This window comes from Bacillus cereus group sp. BfR-BA-01331 (genome assembly GCF_022663915.1).
GTDB classification, from domain to species: Bacteria; Bacillota; Bacilli; order Bacillales; family Bacillaceae_G; genus Bacillus_A; species Bacillus_A mycoides.
On record NZ_JAKUGJ010000006.1, the window covers coordinates 158,336 to 181,627 of the forward strand.

The window sequence follows — 23,292 nt, forward strand, 5'->3', positions numbered from 1 at the left end:
GGCCCCATTTAGCCGTCGTTTTCCTATTAAAACTTCACAAGCTCCATTCCCTCAGGCAGCTCACTCTCCGTTAAAATACGCAACTCTTTCACGCGATCCATTACATAAGAAGAACGCTTCACAAGCTCTGGGTCAATATAAGCTGGATGCACCATAATTTCTACCGTTTGCTCGTCCTGCACTCTTTCCTTTAACTTCACAAAGTAATCTTCCGTCACACCGTCAGCGTAAAAGTCACTGTAAAATACATCTGAAAATGGGTGCACCGCTCGCTCTTCCTCACAACGACGAATTGGAACATTGTATTTACTTGCTAATCTCTCAAGAACGTCGTGTAAAAGCGGTAATCCATGCACGTGATGATGGCTATCTAAATGAGTTGGTGTTAATCCGTAAGATAAAAACTTCTCAATTTGAGCAGTCCATTCTTTTTCTACCTCTTCTGGATTTATATTTCCTTCCCATACAACACTTTGTTTATGAAACAATCCATCGCTACTTACAAGTGATGGAACGTCTTTAAGAAGCGGTTCTCCTGCCGTTAATACGAGATGAACTCCTATCCCTAACGTTTTATACTCTTTCGCTAAGCGTACGGCATGCTCTGTCCCTGGCATATTCATCATCATCGTCGTTGAATTTACAATCCCGTTTTTATGTCCATCAATAATTCCGTAATTTGTACCTTCCGTAAGACCGAAATCATCTGCATTTACAATTAGTTTAATCATCGCAATACCTCCTACTAGAATTAAAAAAAGCGGGCTAAACAGCGCCGCTTTTTATTTCTCTATCTTCTTAAAGAATTGTGGAAGATGTTCTTTATGTGCTTCCAACATTTCATCTAAAATTTGTTTTGCAACTTTATCTGATGGTACAAGTGGGTTAATTGTCATAGCAAGCAGCGCTTTATGATAATCCCCTGTAACAGCAGCTTCAATTGTTGTGCGCTCAAATGATTTAATTTGCTGTACTAAACCGCGAACTGGTACCGGAAGATCTCCAACCGCAATTGGTTTTGGACCTTCTTTCGTAATAATACAGTTCACTTCAACAGCCGAATCATGTGGCAAGCTTGCAATTGTTCCGTTGTTTCGTGTATTAACAGGCTGGATATCACCTTTATTATTGTAAATAGACGTAATTAAGCTACATGCTGCGTCACTATAATAAGCTCCGCCGCGCTTTTCTAATTGTGGTGGCTTAATATCTAAATTCGGGTCTTTATATAGCTCGAATAAATCATCTTCTAATTGTTTTACTACTTCTGCACGTGTACCTTTTTCAATCGAAGCTGCTTTCTCTTCTTCCAACATTTCACGTGTTTTATAGTAGTAACGATGATATGGACACGGAATTGCACGAAGACCGCGAATAAAGTCTGGCTCCCAGTTAAGCGCAGCAATGTTTTCCATCGTAATTTGCTTTTCTGGATCTGTTACAAGTTCTAATACACGATCCATTACGCTTACGCCATCCAAGTATACATCTAATCCGTATACCATGTGATTTAAACCTGCGAAATCAACGTGTACCCGGCTTGCATCTACTTCAAGTAATCTCGCAAGACCCATACGAATTCCAATTGGAACGTTACACAGACCAACTACTCTTTGAATGTTTGTATAACGAAGGACAGCTTCTGTTACCATACCAGCCGGATTCGCAAAGTTAATTAACCATGCATTCGGACAAAGTTCCTCCATGTCCTTACAAATATCTAAAATAACAGGAATCGTTCTCAGCGCTTTGAACAAACCACCAGGACCATTCGTTTCCTGACCAATTACATCATATTTTAATGGAATTGCTTCATCTTTTGCACGTGCTTCTAACAAACCAACGCGAAGCTGCGTTGTTACGAAGTCAGCATCTTTTAATGCCTCACGGCGATCAAGTGTTAAATGAATATCAATTGGTAAACCTGATTTTTTCACCATACGTTTCGCTAAGTCACCAACGATTTCTAACTTCTCTTTTCCTGCCTCAATATCTACTAACCAAATTTCACGAACAGGAAGCTCGTCATAACGTTTAATAAACCCTTCAATTAACTCTGGTGTATAACTAGATCCACCGCCGATTGTAGCAATTTTAATTCCAGTCATGCTTTATTCCCCTTTCGCTTCTAGCTTTTTATAAAGGTCAATAAATTCTGCTGCTAATTCTTTTACTGTAATCGCATTCATTAAATGATCTTGCGCATGAATTAAAAGAACACTAATCTCTGTTTTTTCTCCTCTTGCTTCTGATTGTATGAGCTCTGTTTGGAAATGATGCGCTTCATTAATCGCTTCTTTCGCCTTTACCATCGCTTCATCAGCTTCTGCCATTTTCCCCTGTTTGGCAAATTGCAGTGCCTCCATTGCAAAGCTTCGTGCATTACCACTATTTAAAATCAATTGGAATGGAATTTGTTCTGCTGTAGTCATCATAATTACCGCCCTCTCTATTATGGTTCAACCGATTTAAATACCCCTTCAGTTTGAACATGTCTATTAAATTATTATTTTATTAATGATAGTTTGGTGTTCTTGTAGATGGGTTTCATCTTTTTGAACATGATATAAAAGTTAGTTGTTCTGACGAGCTATAAAAACTCGTCAGAACAATACCTTTTAAAGTGATACTGAATTGTCATTTCCTTTTGTTTCAGCTTTTGCAGCTTGTACGTACGTACGGTCACACATTAATACGAATGGATAGTAGATTACTACCGCGATTGCAAAGTTTACTAGCTGCAATGCAGCACCAGCGATGCTTCCGCCCGCTACAAGATAACCACTAAAGATTGGTGGCATTGTCCACGGAACTAAAGCAACTGTTTTTGGTACCCATCCTAAGGAAATTGCTGTATAAGAAGTAATAACTAATACAACTGGTGTAAGTACGAATGGAATGATTAACGCTGGGTTTAATACAATTGGTGTACCGAAAATAACTGGCTCGTTAATATTGAAGAAACCAGGACCGATAGATACACGGCCTACACCACGAAGCTGTGCACTTTTCGCAACAAGCATTACTGCTACTAGGAATGCTAATGTCGCACCTGATCCACCGATGTATACATATACATCAAAGAATGGTTTTGTGAAAATGTTCGGTACATCATACGCAGACATACCACCATCAAATAGTTTCATGTTTTTTTCTAATGCTGGTAAATAGATTGGATCAATAATGCCACCGATAATATTAGGACCATGTAATCCGAAGAACCATAATACATGAATAAGTAAAGCAACAATAATTGCACTTGGTAATGTACCTGCTAAACCTTGTAATGGTACTTGAATTGTTTCAAATACCATTTTATGAATACTTGTACCTGCTAATTTCACCGCTAATTGAATACTTGCTGTTACAATTAAAATAACGAATGCTGGTACTAACGCTGCAAATGACTTCATTACTGCTGGTGGAACACCATCTGGCATTTTAATTGTAATATCTCTTTGAACAAAGAATCGAAATACTTCCGTTACAAGAAGGGCGACAATTATGGAAACGAATAAACCTTGTGATCCTGTCCAAGCTAAATCAATACCGCCTTCTTTTGGCGTTGTGGGAGAAATAATAATTAATGCACCGAATGTAATGATTGCTGCTGACAACGCGTCTACACCGTAAGATTTCGCTAAATTATAACTTATCCCTACCGCGACTATGAGGGCGAGTATAGCGAAGGAACCTGCCCACATACCACCGCCGATATCTTTCCAAACGTCCCCGAATGCACCCTTCATAAATTTTTGGAATGCATCAATTGGCAAGTTATTTATAAGTATTGCAAACGATCCAACTAAAATAAGAGGCATAACTGCGATAAAACCATCACGGATTGCAACTAAATGACGCTGCGATCCGATTCTTCCTGCGACTGGAACTAAATATTTCTCCATAAATGCAATAAACTTTTGCATTTCGCTTCCCCCCTAATTATTTTTTTAGTGTTAATGCGTGATCTAAAACTGCTTCTCCATTCATCATGCCGTAGTGCATTGAGTTAATAACATCGACTCCAACATTTTTCTCATCGGCAAGCGTTTTCATTGTAGAAAGCATGTAACGAACTTGTGGTCCTAGTAATAATACATCTGCTTGGTCGATATTGTTTTTTACTGCATCCCCAGATACAGCCCAAATTTTACCTTCTAGACCACGAGCTTTTGCAGCCGCTTCCATTTTTGTAACTAGTAAACTTGTAGACATCCCTGCTGAACAACATAATAAAATATTCATTTATAAATCCCCCTTGTGTAGTATAAAAATTTTATGTTTTATTTATTTTTCTTTACGCTATTTATTAATGCAATTAGCGTGCCAACTTTTCAAAACGCCTAAAATCAGCGTTTTTTCGAGTGATTTCTTTGTGTGTTACCGCTTTCAATCAGTGTGTCCCCAAAAAAACACACAGTGTGTTATAAAACACCTCACTTTTAACACATAACTGTATGAAAATAGATTAGTGTTTAGTTGTCTAGTTGTGTTTAAACAAAAAAAACACTAAATTATTTTTTAACACATAAAAAAACCTTGCATATGCAAGGTTCATTTATCATCTTCTAATTTCCTATATAATTCTACAAACTCACTCGCCAATTCCTTCACTGTAATTGCGTTCATTAAATGATCTTGCGCATGCACCATCAGAAGGGTAACTTCGGTTTTTTCCCCGGCAGCCTCTTTCTGTATGAGCTCTGTTTGTAAGCGATGCGCCTCTTGCAATTCATTTAAAGCTTCTTGTAGTTTAGCTTCCGCTTCCTTAAATTCACCGCGCTTCGCACAATCAATTGCTTCCATTGAACAACTTCTCGCATTTCCTCCATGCAAGATTAAATGAAAAGCTTTCGTCTCTATCGTATCCATGTTATTTCTTTACTCCCCCTTTTCTTCCGCTACTTTTTGTTTATCCCATATTTTTAAGAATGGCAAATAAATAAAGAATGCAAGCGCAAAGTTAACGAGCTGCAAAACAACTCCTGAAATTTTCCCGCCTGATCCTAAATATCCACTAAAAAGAATAGGTGTAGTCCAAGGTACAGCAGCTCCGCTCGGACGTGCAACCCATCCCCATTCCATCGCAAAATAAGAAACAACCGTTAACACGACTGGAACCAGTATAAATGGAATAAGTAAAAGCGGGTTCATTACTATCGGCATACCGAAAGTCACCATTTCATTAATATTAAAAATACCTGGTGCAATCGATAATCGCCCTAAACTTTTCAATTGCTGACTTCGCGCAAATAATAACATTCCTACAACTAAAGCAAGTGTTGCACCAGAACCGCCCATATAAATCCATAAATCAAAGAACTGTGCAGTAATCGTATTCGGTACATCTTGCCCTGCCTGAAATGCAATTCGATTTTGATCCATTAATGACAACCAAATCGGACTCATTACACCACCAACAATTGCAGCTCCATGAATTCCGCACGCCCAAAGTACATGGACAATGATAACTGCGATTATCGCACCCCAAATGCTAGCCCCAAGTACACTAAGAGGCTCCTGTAAAAGCTTTCCTATAACATTATGGATGCTACCGAAAGTCGTATGTTCAAAAATCAATCTAATGATCCAAACAACCGTCACAACAATAAAGCCTGGAATAAGCGCAGCAAATGAACGCGTTACTGCTGGCGGAACTGTCTCCGGCATCTTTATAATCATCTTTTTTTGTACAATAAACCGATAAAGTTCAGTAGATATAATTGCAATAATCATCGCTACAAATAAACCTTGGCTTCCCATTAGCGCCGCTGGGATTGCTCCATCTACAATCACACTTTCCTTCGTGCTTGGTATAATATATGCAACTTGAAATGGAGTTGCAAGCAAGAAGGTTACAAGCGATAATGCACCAGATGCTAAAGCATCTACTTTATAATACTCACCAAGTCTGTAAGCGATTCCAAAAACAGCTATTAAAGCCATTATATTAAAAGTTGCACTAACTGGATACCCTAAAGCTCTCTGCCAATTCTCACCAAATAAACCTGCCATAAAATCATTATATCCTGGTATTGGTAATGCACTAATAATAAGGAAAAATGATCCAATAATTAAGAAAGGCATCGTTAAAATAATTCCATCACGAATAGCCTGTAAATGCCTCTGCTCTGCAACCTTTCCTGCCACTGGCATCACATATTTCTCTAAAAACCCTATCATCTATCCCACTCTCCTCATGGTTTCATGGACAAAGCTGCTTGTAAGATAGCCTCTCCATTACAAAGTCCGTAATGGACGGATTGAATGACATCAACAGGTATTCCCTTCTCCTTACATAATTCTTTCATTTTCGGTAATAAATAACGTACTTGCGGTCCAAGTAAAAGTACATCTGCAGTATCAATATGATTTCGCACTTCTGAACCTGATACAGCCCAAATCTTTACCTCTATCCCTCTTGCCTCTGCTGCTTTCTCCATTTTTGTAACAATCAAACTGGAAGACATTCCCGCTGCACAGCAAAGTAAAATATTCATCTCGCTCCCCTCCCCCTTTTTCCAAACCTAAGTTATGGTGTAGCACTTGCCACCACTAGGTTACAAATATATATGTCTAGATTTCTAACTGTATGCCGAGCTTAAAAACAAAAATTTCTCGGTTTTCACGCTATTCCATCTATCCGTATTTTCCTAGTAAAGAAGTCTCTAACTCGCTATAATGATTCAGTATGATTTTTTATAATCGATAGGAGGGTATATTTATGAAGGCATATCGCTTTCCGCTTATTTTATTATCTTCTATCCTAATTGGTGGTTTCATTGGTTATTTCATGGGTGCCGATGCAGTTGCTTTAAAGCCGCTTGGTGACATTTTCTTAAACTTAATGTTTACGATTGTTGTACCTTTAGTATTCTTTAGCATCGCGTCATCTATTGCTAATATGGATGGATTAAAACGTTTCGGTAAAATTATGTCTAGTATGGCTGGAACTTTCTTATTTACAAGTATTTTAGCTGCTATTTTTATGATTATTATCGTGAAAGTATTCCCGCCAGCACAAGGTGTTGTATTAGAACTAACGCAGCCTGATAAAGCTGAAAAAGCAGTTAGCGTTGCTGATCAAATTGTTGGTATCATAACAGTATCGGACTTTTCAAAGTTACTATCTCGCGAGAACATGTTAGCTCTTATTTTCTTCTCTATCTTAATGGGGGTTGCAACTTCAGCAGTTGGTGAAAAAGGGAAACCATTCGCTACATTCCTACAAGCTGGTGCAGAAATTTCAATGAAAGTTGTATCTTTCATTATGTACTACGCTCCAATCGGACTAGCTGCCTACTTCGCAGCATTAGTTGGTGAATTCGGACCACAACTTCTTGGAACTTACTTCCGAGCAGCAATGGTATACTATCCAGCTTCTCTTATTTACTTCTTTGTATTCTTTACATTCTATGCGTACCTTGCAGGTCGCAAACAAGGTGTACAAGTATTTTGGAAGAACATGGTCTCTCCTACAGTTACATCACTTGCAACTTGTAGTAGTGCCGCAAGTATTCCATCGAACTTAGAAGCAACGAAGAAAATGGGTATTTCTTCTGACGTTCGTGAAACAGTTGTCCTTCTTGGATCTACACTTCATAAAGACGGATCTGTTTTAGGCGGGGTATTAAAAATTGCTTTCTTATTCGGTATTTTCAACATGGAATTCGAAGGACCGAAAACATTAGCAATTGCACTTGTTGTTTCTCTATTAGTAGGAACAGTAATGGGTGCTATTCCGGGCGGGGGTATGATTGGTGAAATGTTAATCGTTTCTCTATACGGATTCCCACCAGAAGCATTGCCAATTATCGCAGCAATTAGTACAATCATCGATCCTCCTGCAACAGTGTTAAACGTAACAGGAGATAACGCTTGTGCCGTAATGACAGCTCGCCTTGTAGAAGGTAAGAACTGGATCAAAAACAAATTTGCTTAATAAATAGAAAGAGGATGCTCCTAACAAGCATCCTCTTTTTTGTTGTGATAGATATATTGGAACAATCCATTCTGCCACAAATTTGTTATAATCTTCACAAATATTCCACACCTATTATCCATTCTCCGTACTATAATCATGTATGGAAAAGGAGATGGATATAGTGACACAAAGCGCACCAGAATTCAAAGTTTTGCAAAGCATTGCATTTCTTGCTGTCGTTTTGCAAAGTTCCTTATTATATACAATGAATCAAGGAAATGTCTTACTCGAGCAATCCCTCATTATGGGCATGCTATTTAATCTTGCAAAATTTTCAGCACCTGCATTCATATTTATCGTCGGCTTCCATTTAATTCGGCAATATACGAAGAAACTCGTTTATACAGAGTATATTTATGAAAAATCCACACATTTACTCATCCCTTATTTCTTTTGGTCTATTCTTTATCTATTAACAACAAACGATGTCATTACACTACAAGGCGGAATAAAAAGTTTATTACTCGGAACAGCTGCACCTCATCTTTGGTACGTTATTATGATGTTCCAAATTCACTTATTGTTCCCGTTACTATGCACACTATTTTATTGGTTTCAAAAACGAACAGAAAATAAAAAAGACATATATAAATATATGACCATTTTCGCTTGTCTATATTTCTTCTTAATGTGGTATTCTTCTCACTACATTTTTAATGGAGAGAAACTGACTAGTTCAACCATTTTACATTATACAGATCGTTCCTTCTTCTTCTACTCATTCTATTTCGTCATGGGAGGAATAGCTGCTGTATCATTAAAAACTTGGCGTATATTTGTCATGAAACATATTCCGCTTATCACAATACTATTTTTCATCTTATTTTTATTCATCAATTATGAGTTATTTAGTTTTTACGGCGCCAATTCTATTCATTTAACGGTTTCTACTTATTTAAAACCGTCCATGTTTTTATATATTGTTTGTGAAATTATGATACTGTACGTGTTATCTATTACAATTGTACAGCGACGTGGTTTCTTATATAAAGCTTTACGTTTTATCGGGAATTACACGTATGGCGCTTATTTAGCTCATTTTTTCTTCTTGCAACTATGTACAAAATTTCTTTCCTTATTCGCACTGCAAGAAAACACAATATTATATAGCCTATTACTATTTATATTAACGACCACAATCTCTATTTCAGCAATGGTCATTGGCAGCATACTACCATTTCATACGTGGATTACAGGGCCTTCCCCTACGACAAATATGAAATGGGCGAAGATTGCCATTCGGAAAAATCATGAAAAAGTATTTAAACCATATATTTGATATAATAGTATTCCATACAAGAAAAGAAAGTAGGACACACCTATGATTAATCAAATTGGACAAATTATGTTATATGTAAATAACCAAGATGAATCAGTACAATTTTGGACAGAAACAGTAGGATTCCAAATCGTTGCGGAAGAAAATAACGGTCAAGGATTTCGCTGGATTGAAATTGCGCCGGCAAAAGAAGCTGGAACAAGCATCGTCCTTCACGATAAGGCGTTAATTGCGAAGATGCAACCTGAATTAAACTTAAATACACCTTCACTTATGTTCTTCTCTAATAACTTAGATCAACTGTATAAAGATCTTTCTGAGAAAAACGTTACAGTTGGACAAGTTGTAGATTTACCTACAGGTAGAGCATTCAACTTTGCTGATAATGAAAATAATTACTTTGCGGTAATGGAACGTAAATAAAAAAGAAGCTATCCTAAAAAAACGGATAGCTTCTTTCATTTTAAGAAACTTGTTCTGCATTCGTTTCCCTATGCTGTATATGGCTCGTGATCCAAGCAATTCCGCCAGCAACAACGAGATAGCATAATAAAATTAAAATCTGCATTCGTAATTGCGACCAATCTCCTAAAGAGATAACATCTTGTAATCCTCTAAGAGAATGAGACATTGGGAGAAACTGTCCAATTTTGCTAAGCACAGCTATATTTAACTCTCCTGGGAAAGTACCCCCGCTCGTCGCTAATTGCAGGACGAGAAGTGTTACCGCCGCGAACTTCCCAACAAGACCAAATACCGTTACTAACATAAGAATAAATGTCATGAACGTAAGGGAAATAACAATACTTGATAAAACAAAGAGTGATACACTTGCAACTTCTAATCTCATAACCCCTAACACTACCACATCTACAAGTAGTGCTTGAATGAGTCCAATTAAATATACTAATCCTAGTTTATTAATAAAATGTACTGTTCCGCTTACCTTCATATTTTGTCTACGGCCAAGAGGTAAAATATTCGATGCCATAATTCCGCCAACATAAAATGCCAGTGATAAAAAGTATGGTGCAATACCTGAACCGTAGTTAGGCACATCAGAAACTGTCGACTTCACTAATTGAACCGGCTCTGAGAACATCGTATTGCGTGCATCATCATTGCGAACATCCGCTATCTTCTCTGCGCCCTCTCCCAATTTCGTAGAAAGTTCTTTCGCACCATCGTCAAGTTTAACAAGTCCGTCCGTTAACTTATCAGCACCATGATTCAGCTCTGTTCCGCCACTCGCAAGGTGATTTACACCTTCTTGTAATGATGTAAATCCATTTCCCCACTTCGTAAATCCATCAGCTAAATTCGAAGTACCATCTGCTATCTTTTTCGTTCCAGCGGTAGCTTCGTTTAACTTAACTCCGAATGTATTCATGCCTTCCTCAATCTTATGCTGACCATCAGTAAGCTTCCGCGCACCTTGTGTCAATTGTTGTTGGCTATTATTTAAAGTGTTTGTTGCTTTAGCTAATCCGTTAGAAGTAGCAATGATCTTTTGAAAAGCAGGATCTTGCTGCACTTCTGGATGACTTTTCACGTACTCTTCTAATTGTTGTTTTACACTATTTGCTGCATTGTCCGCTTTCACTTGCCCTTCAGCAAGTTTCTCACTTCCGTTCACCCATTCATTTGTACCAGCACTTAATTCACTAACTCCTGATTGTAAAGACTTCTCACCCTGTGCTAGCAGCTCCATACCATTATGAAGTGATGTCCCGTCACTTAAACGATGAATACCATCTGCAAGCTGATTTGCCCCATTTCTTGCATCTATCGTTCCTTCATGTAACTTCTCAGCGCCATTTCTTGCATCACTCAACCCTTGTGCCAAATCTTGAAACTTCGAAAAGACACCTTCTGTATAAGATTTCGTAATACTATTTGAGATTTTTGTTTTCATATTTTCAACAGCTGTCGTTCCAATTTGAGCTGCTACAAAGTTTTTCCCTGGATTTACTTTGTACTGCAGCCTCGCCGGCTCTGGTTTCTCATCCATTAGTGTACTTACCTTTTTAGAGAACTCCTCCGGAATCGTAACCACCATATAATACTTATCTTCTTTTAGCCCTTCATCAGCATCTTTTTCTGATACGAAATGAAACGCCAATTCCTTATTCTCTTTTAAATTTTTAACAAAATCGTCTCCAGCCTGGATTGTTTTTTCATCCATCACAGCACCCTTATCTAAATTAACAACTGCAACAGGTAATTTATCTAATTTTCCGTACGGATCCCAATATCCAGCTAAGAAGAATCCTGAATAAATTAAAGGAACGATTAATAAAAAAATTAAAGCGATACGTCCATGTTTATGGTTCCACATCGCCTTCCAATCTTTAAATATAAGTTGAATTCCCTTCATGAAACATACTCCTTCTCCTAATTTAACACCCTTCGAATGGTTTAACAGATTTACTATACACGTCACTTTCCATACTGTATAATACATCTTTAATTATCAATTCATTCCTTTTGGTCTATAGAAAGGAGATTCGAAGTGGAACTTCTTCAATTAAAATACTTTCAGACAGTCGCACGACTAGAACATATGACAAAAGCAGCTGAAGAATTGCATATCGCGCAGCCTTCACTCAGTAAAACAATCGCTAGACTAGAAAAGGACTTAGGCGTCCCCTTATTTGATCGCCAAGGTCGACAGATTACATTAAACTCTTTCGGCAAAGTATTTTTAAAACGAGTAGAACGCATTTTTCATGAATTAAGTGAAGGGGAACGTGAAATTAAAGATTTAGCTGAATTACAACAAGGCTCTATTACGCTTGCAGTTTCTATTCCAAGAATATTACCCGAGCTACTCGGTTCTTTTTTACTAGAACACCCTAACGTTCGATTCCAACAATTTCTCGCATCTACTCCTTCTATGAAGCGGCAACTAGATAATATGGAAATTGATTTTTGTATCTCCTCTGTACCAATTGAAGGCGAGGAAATGGTTTGGGAACCACTTATCACAGAAGAAATTTTCTTAGCTGTTCCTTCAGGACATCGGTTATCAAACCGCGAAAGTATCTATTTGCATGAAGTAAAAGACGAATCGTTTATTAGTATGAACACTGGTTACGGATTTCGGCACTTAACAGATGAATTTTGTAAAAAAGCTGGTTTCACTCCACATATCGCTTTTGAAGTAGATGAACCAACCGTGATTAGCGATCTCATTAAGCAAGGTCTTGGCATCGCCTTTGTCCCAAGTTTAACTTTATTAAAAAACTCTACTTTAGCATCAAATAAGTTACGTATTATTGAACCTAATTGCGAACGAACTATCGGCTTAAGTTGGTCGAAGAAGCGCTATTTATCAAACACCGCCCAGCAATTTCGTGAATTCGTGATTGATTACTTCTCCAATATTAGGGCGTAAAATTATATCGCTTTACAAACAAATAACGACACAAATAGAAGGTACCATCCCCATAGGATGGCACCTTCTATTTTTTACTCTTATCCAATTCCATTTCCGCTAAAAGCGGCAATACGTTATCGAAAATATGCGTATTATTATTCTCACCTGTTACATATCCACCATAATATCTACTAAATACATTATCATTTCGGAATGTAGTCATCCGCTCATATAATTCCTTCGCAAACTTTGTATCACCTGTTTGTAGTACGTACAAAATTGTTAATCCGTAAGATGCTGGTGATTCATAGTTCACAGCTTGTTTTCCCGTTTCTAAGTTATAACGACCGTATAACTTTCCATCTTCGCGAAATTTCTTCTTTATAAATTCCAAATAAGCATCTGATGAAAGACTGCCTAAACTGCGATGATAAGCAACGTATGATTGATCAATAAGATTCACTTCTTGATCGTACGTAAATGTCCCATCATCTTTATACTCTTTCGGGAATGCCCAGCCCTGCCTTGGATAATCCGCTAAAAACTGAACAACTTCCTGATACTGCTGTGCAGAAATTTTTCCATACTTTTTCATATAAGAGAATGCATGCGGATTTATGTAAGATGTTGTTGCAAAGTTATTTTGTTTCCCTGTATCTGCATCGTAATAATCAACGTAATAATTACCTTTTTTATTATAACGAAGTACAGAATCACTCAATTGATCTGCAAGGTTTTTATAGCGATCTTCCTTGTACATTTCATAAGCACGATATAATTGTTCTATAATACGAAGATCATCGATAAGTGCATTAGTAGCTGACTGCATTTCTCCCTTTTCAGAGATTTTCCATATAACGATGCGATCCTTGTGTACAAAGTTATTTTGAATAACCTTCACTTGTTCATCAAATAAAGCTTGATCATCTTTATCAAGTGTATATTGTAGCCATAACCCTGCAGATTCTGATAAAGCTTCACGGCCCTTCGCTTCACCCTTACCTGCCTTTGTATCCTCTAAGCGATACGTTGCAAGTGTTCCATTTTCATTCACCATATGTCGTAAAATAAAATGCTCGGTACGATTTCCTTGTAAATCTGACCAAAATACAACTCCACCTAAAGCGATTAAGAGAATAACCCCAATCCCTATATATAAACGTTTTCGCAAGCTTTTCACCTCCTTTTAAGGCTAACCTTAATTTTACCAGAACATACGCAAATATAAAAAAGACAATCCTTTAGATTGTCTCTCCCACCTTATCCTTCGCAAGCCTCTTTAGAAGGTCTATATAGCGATTCCACAAGTCGATCATATTCACGACGCGTAATTTCTTTATTATACAACTTTAATAATAACTCTCTATGCTCTCTTGAAAATGCCATCTTTTTAATGACTTCAGGATACATAAAACACCCTCTCCATTTCACATAAACTTCTTCATCCCGGAAACAGAACTTACGTTCGCATAAAAGATTATAAAAGATTCAGCCCTAAAAAACAAATAAAATATTACCAAATATCAATTTCTTTTTCTTTAGAATATTTAAACATTAAATTATCGTACTCATTTTTTAAATACATATATATTTTTGGTAGTTTTTTGAATAAATTTTCCAATTAAATCAGAAAATAATGGCAAAAAGAAGAGGAGTATACATATGGATACCGTAACATTAGCAAGGGCATTTTTTGGTTCTTCATTAGCATTCCACATTATCTTTGCAACGCTTGGAGTCGGGCTTTCTTTAATGATTTTTATAAGTGAAATACTCTATCACTGGAAGAAAGATTCCGACTATGCCATTATGGCAAAAAGATGGACAAAGGCTTTTGCTATCCTTCTCGGTGTAGCAATTCCAACTGGAACAATTGTTGGTGTACAAATTTCACTTCTTTGGCCTGGTTTCGCCAAAATTGTTGGGCAAGTTATTTCCGTTCCGTTTCAAATTGAGATTTTCGCCTTCTTTTTAGAGGCTTTATTCATGTCTATTTACGTATATGCGGCTGATAAACTGCCTCCAGTTATGAGATTAATCTCGCTATTTTTCGTTATGATTGGCGCCACTGCATCTGCCGTGCTTATTACATCGGCAAACACATGGATGAATACACCTGCGGGCTTTTCAATGAATCCAGATGGCTCAGTTTTTAACGTTGATCCGTGGAAAGCTTTCTTTAATCCGAGCTTTGGCACAAGTGCATTCCACGTCGTTATTACGGCCTATACAACTGGAGCAGCTGTTATTGCTTCTATCGCTGGATTTAAATTATTAAAGAAAAATTTAAGCGCTCGTGAAATTGCTTACCATAAAAAAGGATTATTGCTCGGGCTTGTCGTTACATTTATCACAGGTGCTACGATGTGGCTTTCAGGACACGAATCTGCTATTGCCTTACATAAACATTCACCTGAAAAACTAGCATCTGCTGAAGCTTTGTTTGAAACGACATCACACGCGCCTTTATCGATTGGCGGGGTTGTGGACCCTAACACACTTGAACTAAACTATGCCCTTGAAATTCCGAACATGCTTAGCTTATTAGTGGGACTAGACCCTAACACCGTTGTAAAAGGTCTAAAGGAATTCCCACAAGAAACATGGCCACCATTTTACACACATACACTGTTCAACTTAATGGTTGGCACCGCTGCCTTTACCTTTGCAGTTGCAGCTATTGCCCTCTTATATTGGTACTTTGTTTACCGAAAAAAAGGAATAGAGTTACCGAAGTGGCTTCTTTGGGGAGCTGCCGCCTGTGGACCCGTTATGTTGCTCGGTATTGAATTCGGATGGATTTTTAGTTGTAGTGGTCGTCAGCCATGGACAATTTATGGCATGCAACGCACGGTAGATGCTTCTACGCGCGCTGATTTCGTCGGTCCTTTATTTGTTTTATTCATCATTTTATATATCGGACTCGGTATTTTAACAGTCTTTGTACTACGGACATTCTTTAAGAAACATCCATTAAAGAATGATTTACATCACGAAGGAGGCGATTCTCGTGCATGAGGAAAGCATTGCAATCATCATCTTATGGGCTCTTATTTTCGTATATAGCATACTAGGTTCTATTGATTTTGGAGCTGGTTTTTGGGGCATGGTATACGCTAAACACCCGACACTTGCTGCCAAGCTTGCTAATCGGTACTTATCACCAACTTGGGAAGTAACAAATACGTTTCTTGTCTTTGTCGTCGTTGCTTTTCTCGGTTTCTTCCCAAAAGCGGCCTTTACCCTTGCAACCGTTATGTTTGTACCAGTTATGTTAATTTTAGTACTCGTTGCGATTCGTAGTACTTTTATGGTATTTGCTTACTCCCTGCCAAAATACCAACACCTTCTTCGGATTATTTCAGGTATTACTGGGCTCTTAATCCCAGCTCTATTAATTACCGTTCTGCCAGTTACAGAAGGTGCCTATATTACGATGTCTGAAGGAAAAGAAGTGCTCCTTTACGGAAAACTTCTTTCTAGTCCCGTTATTTATTGTTATATGCTCTTCGGACTAACTTCGGAACTATTTCTATCATCTCTCTTTCTTGCTGATTTTGCTAGGGAACAAGGTTCTGAAGATACGTACCGAATTTATAGAAGAAATGCCATCATACTTGGTCCTGCAACGCTCGTGACTGCTATTATCGCTCTCGTTGTAATGGACCCTGAAACACACTGGCTTATGCAAGGACTCATAAAGCAATTCCCATGGTTTACAGTCTCTATCATTTTATTTGTTATCGGATACTCTTCCCTTTGGTGGACAAATAAGAAATATGGCACACTAGGCTTTCCTCGCATTGCAGTTTTAGCTGTCGTCGCTCAATATGCATTTGCAAGCTACGCTTACGGCGTCGCCCATTTACCTTATATCATTTACCCGGACGTAACTGTATTTACAAGCTTTACGACGGTCGAAACATTCTATGCACTTCTTATTCTTTACGCAATCGGGATTGCAATTTTACTACCAGGATTTATTTTCTTCTGGAATTTATTCTTAAAAGATCGAACATTTTTAAAGGAAAAATAGTAAATGAGGGGCATTCACACATTGAATGCCCCTCATTTATTAGACTCCTCTCCTAATAGTTATTACACTACTACTTATACTTGCCTTATTGCTCAAAATACACATATTCACTAGATTCAGGTAGATGCCTAGTTCTTCTTATTTTCTTTTGAATATAATGCTATATAAACTTGAGACAAGCTACATTTGTTCAAGGGAAAATAGAAAGGTAGGTTAAATATGAGCATTGAAATATGGATTACTATTATTGTATTCTTCTTAACGATGATTGTTATCTTTTGGCGCCCTCGTGGTATAAATGAGGCGTGGCCGGCAGCAGTCGGCGCCGGCATTATCCTCATTACTGGACTTGTATCAAAACCAGACGTCATAGACATTATAAGTAAAATTGGAGGCGCCTCCATAACGATATTAGCGACCATCGTTATGGCAGTTATATTAGAAAGCTTCGGCTTCTTCCACTGGTCCGCAGCAAAACTCGCAAATTTAGCGAAAGGTTCCGGACACCGCCTATACTGGTACATTCAATTACTATGTTTTCTTATGACTCTTTTATTTAATAATGACGGTAGTATTTTAATTACAACTCCAATTTTAATCCTTCTTCTGAAAAATCTTCAATTAAAACCTCATCAACAAATCCCTTATTTATTAAGCGGTGCTTTAATCGCCACTGCATCTAGTGCACCAATCGGTGTAAGTAATATTGTAAACTTAATTGCATTAAATATCGTCCATATGACTCTTTATATGCATACTGCTATGATGTTTGTACCTGCAACACTAGGACTACTGTTTATGTCATGGCTCATGTATACAGTTTTAAAGAAAAAACTTCCAGAAAGATTACCTGTTTCTTCATATGATATTGAAGAAATTTTCTTCACGAAAAACTTCCATCCGTTAAAAGGACAAAATTCTGTTAATACGAAACAAAAACGTACGAAATTCATGTTAAAAGTATTAGGCTTCGTCTTCCTTATGCGCTGTCTTCTATTCGTTGCATCCTTCTTATCGATTCCAATCGAAATTGTTGCCGTACTCGGTTCACTCGTTCTTCTCATCTGGAGATGGTACTACTTACGAACAAACCCAGTCGATATTTTGAAAAAGACACCGTGGCACATTTTAATTTTCGCCTTCTCTATGTACGTAATTATTTACGGGCTTCATAACGCAGGATTAACAGCGGCGCTTGTCCATTGGCTCGAACCAGTTGTAAGTCAGCATCTACTCTATGCCAGCTTTGCAATGGGCGGACTCGTTTCCCTCCTCTCTAACGTCTTCAATAACCACCCTGCACTTATGATTGGTACAATCACATTAACAGAAATGGGACTAGATCCAGTCACATTAAAAACGATCTACCTCGCAAATATCATCGGTAGTGACATCGGTTCACTATTATTACCAATCGGTACACTAGCTTCCCTCATTTGGATGTATATCTTAAGACAAAACAAAATTAAAGTGAAATGGAAAGATTATTTAAGCGTATCTCTCATCGTAATCCCACTCACAACAGTCGTCACATTATTCCTCTTATACTACTGGGTACAATTATTCTTCGCCTTATAGACGACAGAAGCCCCCTTTGCTACCGTCTTAGCAAAGGGGGCTTCTTCTATATTTAAGTTAGGTACAGTGTGATCAATCAAGTAAAGAGGTGTGACGTGTTATTGATATAAATGACTACCAGTTTCTTTGAATTCTACCGCTTTCTCTTTCATTCCTTTTTCAATTGCTTCTGTCGTTTCTAAGTCATTTTCTTTCGCATATTCACGAATATCATGTGAAATTCTCATACTACAAAACTTTGGGCCACACATTGAACAGAAATGCGCTGTTTTCGCCCCTTCTGCTGGCAACGTTTCATCATGGTACTCCATCGCGCGTTCAGGATCTAAAGATAAATTAAATTGGTCGCGCCAACGGAATTCAAATCGTGCTTTTGAAAGTGCATCATCACGCTGATGAGCCGTTTTATGCCCTTTCGCAAGATCGGCTGCATGCGCAGCGATTTTGTACGTAATAACCCCTTCGCGAACATCATCTTTGTTCGGTAAACCTAAATGTTCTTTCGGTGTTACATAACAAAGCATCGCCGTTCCAAACCAGCCGATCATCGCAGCACCAATCGCTGAAGTAATATGGTCATAACCTGGTGCAATATCTGTCGTTAACGGCCCAAGTGTATAGAACGGCGCGCCCTGACAAATATCAAGTTCTTTCTCCATATTTTCTTTAATTAAATGCATCGGTACATGCCCAGGTCCTTCAATCATAACTTGCACATCATGTTTCCAAGCGATTTTTGTTAATTCACCAAGTGTTTCAAGCTCAGAAAACTGCGCTTCGTCATTTGCATCTGCAATAGAACCTGGACGTAATCCATCTCCAAGAGAGAACGAAACATCGTACTGCTTCATAATTTCACAAATCTCTTCAAAGTGAGTATATAGGAAGTTTTCTTTATGATGGAATAAACACCACTGCGCCATAATCGAACCACCACGCGAAACAATACCTGTCATACGCTTTGCAGTAATCGGAATGTAACGAAGTAATACACCAGCGTGAATCGTGAAGTAATCAACACCTTGCTCCGCCTGCTCAATTAACGTATCACGATACACTTCCCACGTTAAATCCTCTGCAATTCCGTTTACCTTTTCAAGCGCTTGATAAATTGGCACAGTTCCAACTGGTACCGGAGCATTACGAATAATCCACTCACGTGTTGTATGAATGTTTTTACCTGTAGATAAATCCATAATCGTATCTGCACCCCAGCGAGTCGCCCACGTCATCTTCTCTACTTCTTCTGCAATAGAAGACGATACAGCAGAGTTTCCGATATTTGCATTTACCTTCACGTGAAAATTACGTCCAATTATCATCGGTTCCGCTTCAGGATGGTTAATGTTCGCCGGCAAAATCGCACGACCTTCTGCAATCTCCTTACGAACAAATTCAGGCTCTACCCCTTCACGAATCGCAACATATTCCATCTCAGACGTAATAATGCCATTACGCGCATAATGCATTTGCGAAACATTTGCACCTTGCTTCGCTCTAAGCGGCTTACGATCCATTTGCGGGAAAACAGGTGTATGTTTTGAAGCCACTTTCACACCGTCATCCTCTGGTTTCACTTCGCGCCCTTCGTATGCTTCTACATCACCACGCCCCACAGTCCAAGAGTGGCGCGGCGCCTGCAACCCTTTTTCCAGCTCCACTTTATACTCTGGATCTGTATAAGGTCCACTCGTATCATACACACGGATTGGCGGATTTTGAACACCGTTCGTATCGCTTTGTTCAATCTCGCGCATTGGTACTTTCATACCTTCACGTGTTCCATCCACATACACTTTCTTACTTCCTGGTAAACTCGATTTCAATTCAATTTGCTCAGCTGAAACAGACTGTTTCATAACCTTTGTTGCCCCCCTGTTCGTGACAAGGACAAGATATGGCCAGCGCATGCCAAAATAAAAAGAGCCAGGTCCATAAAAGAATAAGGACCTGGCTCATAAAGACATAATTATGTAAAGCCGTTAACTTCCCTACGCTGGTACGAGCCAGATCAGGTCCAAAGGGTTAAGAAGTTCACACGCTTCTCTCTCAGCCTACGCATACGTTAGGCACCCCTAGTTTATCACTGATTTAATTTTCAATACTTTCCCATCATACACTATAATCTGAAAAATGCAAAGTTTATTTCTTTTGTTGTTTACGGAATCATCCAAGTTAAATAATAAGCCTGCACATACGTCATAATCCCAACAATAGTAACGAAGAATAAACTATGCTTCAATGTAAAGCGGAACAAATCTGACTCTTTCCCAGCAAGTCCAACTGCCGCACAAGCAATCGCAATTGATTGCGGAGAAATCATTTTACCTGTTACACCGCCCGTTGTATTTGCTGCAACGAGAAGTACTTCAGATACACCGACTTGCTGCGCTGTAATTGCTTGTAAATTCGAGAACAGTGCGTTCGCTGACGTATCTGATCCTGTTAAGAATACGCCAATCCATCCTAAGAATGGTGAGAAGAACGGGAATAGTCCGCCAGTTCCTGCAAGTGCTAACGCTAATGTAGAAGATAGACCAGAATAGTTTGCGATAAATGCGAATCCTAATACGAATCCAATAGATAGAATTGGCATTTTTAGTTCGTTTAACGTTTCTTTAAATGTTGCTACTGCATCTTTTGCACTCATTTTCAAAATAAAGATAGAAATGATACAAGCAATTAAAATTGCTGTTCCAGTCGCTGATAAAATATCTAATTTCAAGATTGCTTCATAAGGTGTTGGTTTATTTACAATAGGCTCTGCTTTCATTACTAAATTGTGCAAGCTTGGAACTTCAAATTTAAATACGAGACTTTCTAAAGCGCCGCCCGGAGCGAATAACGCTTTAAAGAAACTCTGGCTCCAGATGACTACCATCACAGTCAAAATAATGAACGGAGACCACGCTTTTACTACTTTTCCTACCGTTAGTTTCGGCATAGATGTCGTTGTCGTCGCCGCGGCTACTTCACTATTCGCTTGCTTAGTTTGATAAATTTCTTTCGGCTGCCAAACTTTTAAGAATAGCGATAAACTTACTAAACTTACAAGCGCTGACGTAATATCCGGAAGTTCTGGTCCTAAAAACGTCGCTGTAATAAACTGTGTAATTGCAAATGAACTACCCGCTACAAATAAAGCAGGCCACGTTTGTTTTACTCCTTTAAAGCCATCCATTAAAAATACGATAAAGAACGGAACAAATAAAGATAAGAACGGTAATTGATGCCCAGCCATTTGTCCAATTTTATGCGGATCAATGCCTGTTACTTGTCCAGCAACTGTAATCGGAATCCCCATCGCTCCGAACGCTACTGGTGCAGTATTTGCGATTAAACAAAGACCTGCTGCATATAAAGGATTTAGCCCAAGGCCTGCCAGAAGCGCTGCCGTAATCGCTACTGGTGCACCAAATCCTGCTGCCCCTTCCAAAAATGCTCCAAATGAAAATCCGATTAAAATAACGAGTAAACGATGATCATTCGTAATGGATAATACAGATGCACGAATGACATCAAATTGACCTGTTTTCACAGAAATTTTATATAAAAATACTGACATAATGATAATCCACGCAATTGGCCATAATCCGTATAAGAAACCGTATCCGGTCGCTGCCATTGCCATTGTGAATGGCATTTTATACGCAAATAACGCCACCAAAATCGTTAATACAACTGTAATAAATCCTGCCACATACCCCTTCATGCGGAAAACTGCTAAAGCTAAGAAAAAAAAGATGATTGGAATAAGTGCGACTGCTGCCGAAATCCAAATGTTACCGAACGGATCGTAAACTTGTGTCCATGTGTTCATTGTTCTCTCCCCCTAAAGAATCCCCTTTTAAATAAGATATAACCTTATCAATAGACTACCAGGTCATCATACCTTTAAGTCTAAAAAATATAAAACGTCTAAGAAAACGTTTTCAATAATTTTATCACAACAATTTTCATTTAAAAAGGAAATCTTACAAAAGCGTCACGTTCTTGTAATGTTAATCGATAGGAAGGTTGCCAAATTTATCGCATACTAAAAGTATAACAACGGACATTACTTATGAGGTGGATATATATGAACGGAAACAAAATATTAGCAGCTTTATCATACTTTAGTGTATTATTTGCACCTATCTTATTCCCTATTATCGTGTGGATTGTGGGCGATTCTGAAACGAAACCACATGCGAAACGTGCTCTATGGACACATATCGTTCCAAGCATCGCTTCATTTATTGGATTAGTTATTTTAGGAATTATGGGCATCGGATCTGATCAACCAGACGTAACACTTGGAATTGGGGCAATCATCGTCTTATGCATTTGCGGAATCATTAGCTTATACTACTTCATTTGGAATATCGTGAAAGGTATTAAGATACTGAAAGCTTAGTTTTAAACAAACGTTTGATTAAAAAGGAACTGCCCAAAAATTAATGTCGCATGATTGTAAATAAAATTTTATCGGCGATACGACAAGAATAACCTACCTATTAATAAGAAAAAACCGTCCCAAAATACCTTTTGGGACGGTTTTTTTATCTTCTGCGTTTCTTCTTTTTTCTCATCATTTTCTTTCGGCGCGTATTCGCTTTATCCGCTATAATGTGGAGCGTACTCGCCACAACAATCCCCATTACAAACGTTACAATTTCAACCTCGTGTTCCTTCGCAATTTCTATTAAATTTCCACCGAATGCGATTATATTTAATAGGAATAAAAACGGAGAAAACACGATTAACATGTATGCAATACGAATAATATCACCAATTATAATCGTATGTGTGAAGAAGGAACGATGGGGCATTACGCTCCTATATGGATACCAAAAAATACGGAGGAATCCCCATTTATTATACGCATTACTGTACGTATCTAAATCCGGTGTTAAAAATGAAGTACCTACTAAAAAGCCAATTGCAAAAGTTAATAAAAAATCAAAACTTGTTAATCCATACGAAAAGAGCATAAACAAAACAATCGGAAGGGATATTAAGTTTATTTTCGTATGCGTTCTTCCTGATGGCATAAT

General features: G+C 38.1%; 22 protein-coding genes and 1 riboswitch. Of the genes, 8 read left to right on the forward strand and 14 right to left on the reverse strand.

The window, feature by feature from the left end; genetic code table 11:
* Window positions 1-26: 26 nt before the first annotated feature.
* The 8 genes from chbG to MR155_RS13605 form a co-directional block, all read right to left on the reverse strand.
* Complete coding sequence (chbG, locus tag MR155_RS13570; protein ID WP_088040431.1) at window positions 27-731, reverse strand: chitin disaccharide deacetylase; 705 nt, start codon at window positions 729-731, stop codon at window positions 27-29.
* A 51-nt stretch (window positions 732-782) separates the two neighbouring features.
* Window positions 783-2,108, reverse strand: a complete 1,326-nt coding sequence (gene celF / locus MR155_RS13575) for a 6-phospho-beta-glucosidase (protein ID WP_002034744.1) — start codon at window positions 2,106-2,108, stop codon at window positions 783-785.
* Between the two features lie 3 nt (window positions 2,109-2,111).
* On the reverse strand, window positions 2,112-2,435 hold the full coding sequence (locus MR155_RS13580) for a PTS lactose/cellobiose transporter subunit IIA (protein WP_000989050.1): 324 nt from the start codon (window positions 2,433-2,435) through the stop codon (window positions 2,112-2,114).
* A gap of 183 nt (window positions 2,436-2,618) precedes the next feature.
* Complete coding sequence (gene celB, locus MR155_RS13585) at window positions 2,619-3,926, reverse strand: PTS cellobiose transporter subunit IIC (protein ID WP_088033398.1); 1,308 nt, start codon at window positions 3,924-3,926, stop codon at window positions 2,619-2,621.
* A gap of 16 nt (window positions 3,927-3,942) precedes the next feature.
* Window positions 3,943-4,245 (reverse strand): PTS sugar transporter subunit IIB, encoded by a 303-nt coding sequence (locus MR155_RS13590; RefSeq protein WP_002089627.1) that lies wholly within the window; start codon window positions 4,243-4,245, stop codon window positions 3,943-3,945.
* Window positions 4,246-4,554: 309 nt separating this feature from the next.
* Window positions 4,555-4,872 carry a PTS sugar transporter subunit IIA gene (locus tag MR155_RS13595; RefSeq protein ID WP_113936243.1) on the reverse strand — a complete coding sequence of 106 codons (318 nt, stop codon included), beginning with the start codon at window positions 4,870-4,872 and terminating at the stop codon, window positions 4,555-4,557.
* A gap of 9 nt (window positions 4,873-4,881) precedes the next feature.
* Window positions 4,882-6,183 (reverse strand): PTS cellobiose transporter subunit IIC, encoded by a 1,302-nt coding sequence (gene celB, locus MR155_RS13600; protein WP_242310167.1) that lies wholly within the window; start codon window positions 6,181-6,183, stop codon window positions 4,882-4,884.
* Window positions 6,184-6,197: 14 nt separating this feature from the next.
* Window positions 6,198-6,500: a PTS sugar transporter subunit IIB gene (locus MR155_RS13605; RefSeq protein ID WP_002139105.1), complete on the reverse strand. Its 303-nt coding sequence runs from the start codon at window positions 6,498-6,500 to the stop codon at window positions 6,198-6,200.
* 224 nt (window positions 6,501-6,724) lie between these two features.
* Between MR155_RS13605 and MR155_RS13610 the strand changes: the two genes are divergently transcribed.
* From MR155_RS13610 to MR155_RS13620, 3 genes are all read left to right on the forward strand, one after another.
* Window positions 6,725-7,942 carry a dicarboxylate/amino acid:cation symporter gene (locus MR155_RS13610; protein ID WP_002139104.1) on the forward strand — a complete coding sequence of 406 codons (1,218 nt, stop codon included), beginning with the start codon at window positions 6,725-6,727 and terminating at the stop codon, window positions 7,940-7,942.
* Between the two features lie 163 nt (window positions 7,943-8,105).
* A complete protein-coding gene (locus MR155_RS13615; RefSeq protein ID WP_002139102.1) occupies window positions 8,106-9,263 on the forward strand; it encodes an acyltransferase in 1,158 nt (385 codons plus the stop codon).
* Between the two features lie 42 nt (window positions 9,264-9,305).
* Complete coding sequence (locus MR155_RS13620) at window positions 9,306-9,686, forward strand: VOC family protein (protein WP_219300911.1); 381 nt, start codon at window positions 9,306-9,308, stop codon at window positions 9,684-9,686.
* A 40-nt stretch (window positions 9,687-9,726) separates the two neighbouring features.
* Here the strand turns inward: MR155_RS13620 and MR155_RS13625 are convergent, their stop codons facing one another.
* On the reverse strand, window positions 9,727-11,640 hold the full coding sequence (locus tag MR155_RS13625) for a YhgE/Pip family protein (RefSeq protein ID WP_242310170.1): 1,914 nt from the start codon (window positions 11,638-11,640) through the stop codon (window positions 9,727-9,729).
* Window positions 11,641-11,775: 135 nt separating this feature from the next.
* On the opposite strand from MR155_RS13625, the gene MR155_RS13630 reads away from it, so the two are divergent.
* On the forward strand, window positions 11,776-12,660 hold the full coding sequence (locus tag MR155_RS13630) for a LysR family transcriptional regulator (RefSeq protein ID WP_002129960.1): 885 nt from the start codon (window positions 11,776-11,778) through the stop codon (window positions 12,658-12,660).
* Between the two features lie 67 nt (window positions 12,661-12,727).
* Here the strand turns inward: MR155_RS13630 and MR155_RS13635 are convergent, their stop codons facing one another.
* Window positions 12,728-13,813 carry a transcriptional regulator gene (locus tag MR155_RS13635; RefSeq protein ID WP_242310172.1) on the reverse strand — a complete coding sequence of 362 codons (1,086 nt, stop codon included), beginning with the start codon at window positions 13,811-13,813 and terminating at the stop codon, window positions 12,728-12,730.
* Between the two features lie 89 nt (window positions 13,814-13,902).
* Complete coding sequence (locus tag MR155_RS13640; RefSeq protein WP_242310174.1) at window positions 13,903-14,052, reverse strand: hypothetical protein; 150 nt, start codon at window positions 14,050-14,052, stop codon at window positions 13,903-13,905.
* Between the two features lie 252 nt (window positions 14,053-14,304).
* On the opposite strand from MR155_RS13640, the gene cydA reads away from it, so the two are divergent.
* The 3 genes from cydA (at window position 14,305) to MR155_RS13655 (ending at window position 18,256) form a co-directional block, all read left to right on the forward strand.
* Window positions 14,305-15,660, forward strand: a complete 1,356-nt coding sequence (gene cydA / locus MR155_RS13645; RefSeq protein ID WP_002129965.1) for a cytochrome ubiquinol oxidase subunit I — start codon at window positions 14,305-14,307, stop codon at window positions 15,658-15,660.
* Complete coding sequence (locus MR155_RS13650) at window positions 15,653-16,678, forward strand: cytochrome d ubiquinol oxidase subunit II (RefSeq protein ID WP_002089640.1); 1,026 nt, start codon at window positions 15,653-15,655, stop codon at window positions 16,676-16,678. The genes cydA and MR155_RS13650 overlap by 8 nt, the downstream gene beginning before the upstream one ends.
* Before the next feature lie 219 nt (window positions 16,679-16,897).
* On the forward strand, window positions 16,898-18,256 hold the full coding sequence (locus MR155_RS13655) for an arsenic transporter (RefSeq protein ID WP_113936238.1): 1,359 nt from the start codon (window positions 16,898-16,900) through the stop codon (window positions 18,254-18,256).
* A 98-nt stretch (window positions 18,257-18,354) separates the two neighbouring features.
* Here MR155_RS13655 and thiC read toward each other — a convergent pair whose 3' ends face one another.
* Window positions 18,355-20,115, reverse strand: a complete 1,761-nt coding sequence (thiC, locus tag MR155_RS13660; RefSeq protein WP_242310176.1) for a phosphomethylpyrimidine synthase ThiC — start codon at window positions 20,113-20,115, stop codon at window positions 18,355-18,357.
* 112 nt (window positions 20,116-20,227) lie between these two features.
* Window positions 20,228-20,343: riboswitch (TPP riboswitch) on the reverse strand.
* 71 nt (window positions 20,344-20,414) lie between these two features.
* Window positions 20,415-22,076: an L-lactate permease gene (gene lldP / locus MR155_RS13665; protein WP_061688709.1), complete on the reverse strand. Its 1,662-nt coding sequence runs from the start codon at window positions 22,074-22,076 to the stop codon at window positions 20,415-20,417.
* A 258-nt stretch (window positions 22,077-22,334) separates the two neighbouring features.
* On the opposite strand from lldP, the gene MR155_RS13670 reads away from it, so the two are divergent.
* The gene (locus MR155_RS13670; RefSeq protein WP_002167374.1) at window positions 22,335-22,652 is read left to right on the forward strand and encodes a magnetosome magnetite crystal formation protein family; all 318 of its coding nucleotides are present in this window, start codon (window positions 22,335-22,337) and stop codon (window positions 22,650-22,652) included.
* Window positions 22,653-22,797: 145 nt separating this feature from the next.
* Here the strand turns inward: MR155_RS13670 and MR155_RS13675 are convergent, their stop codons facing one another.
* Window positions 22,798-23,289 (reverse strand): metal-binding protein, encoded by a 492-nt coding sequence (locus MR155_RS13675; protein ID WP_113936236.1) that lies wholly within the window; start codon window positions 23,287-23,289, stop codon window positions 22,798-22,800.
* Window positions 23,290-23,292 lie beyond the last annotated feature (3 nt).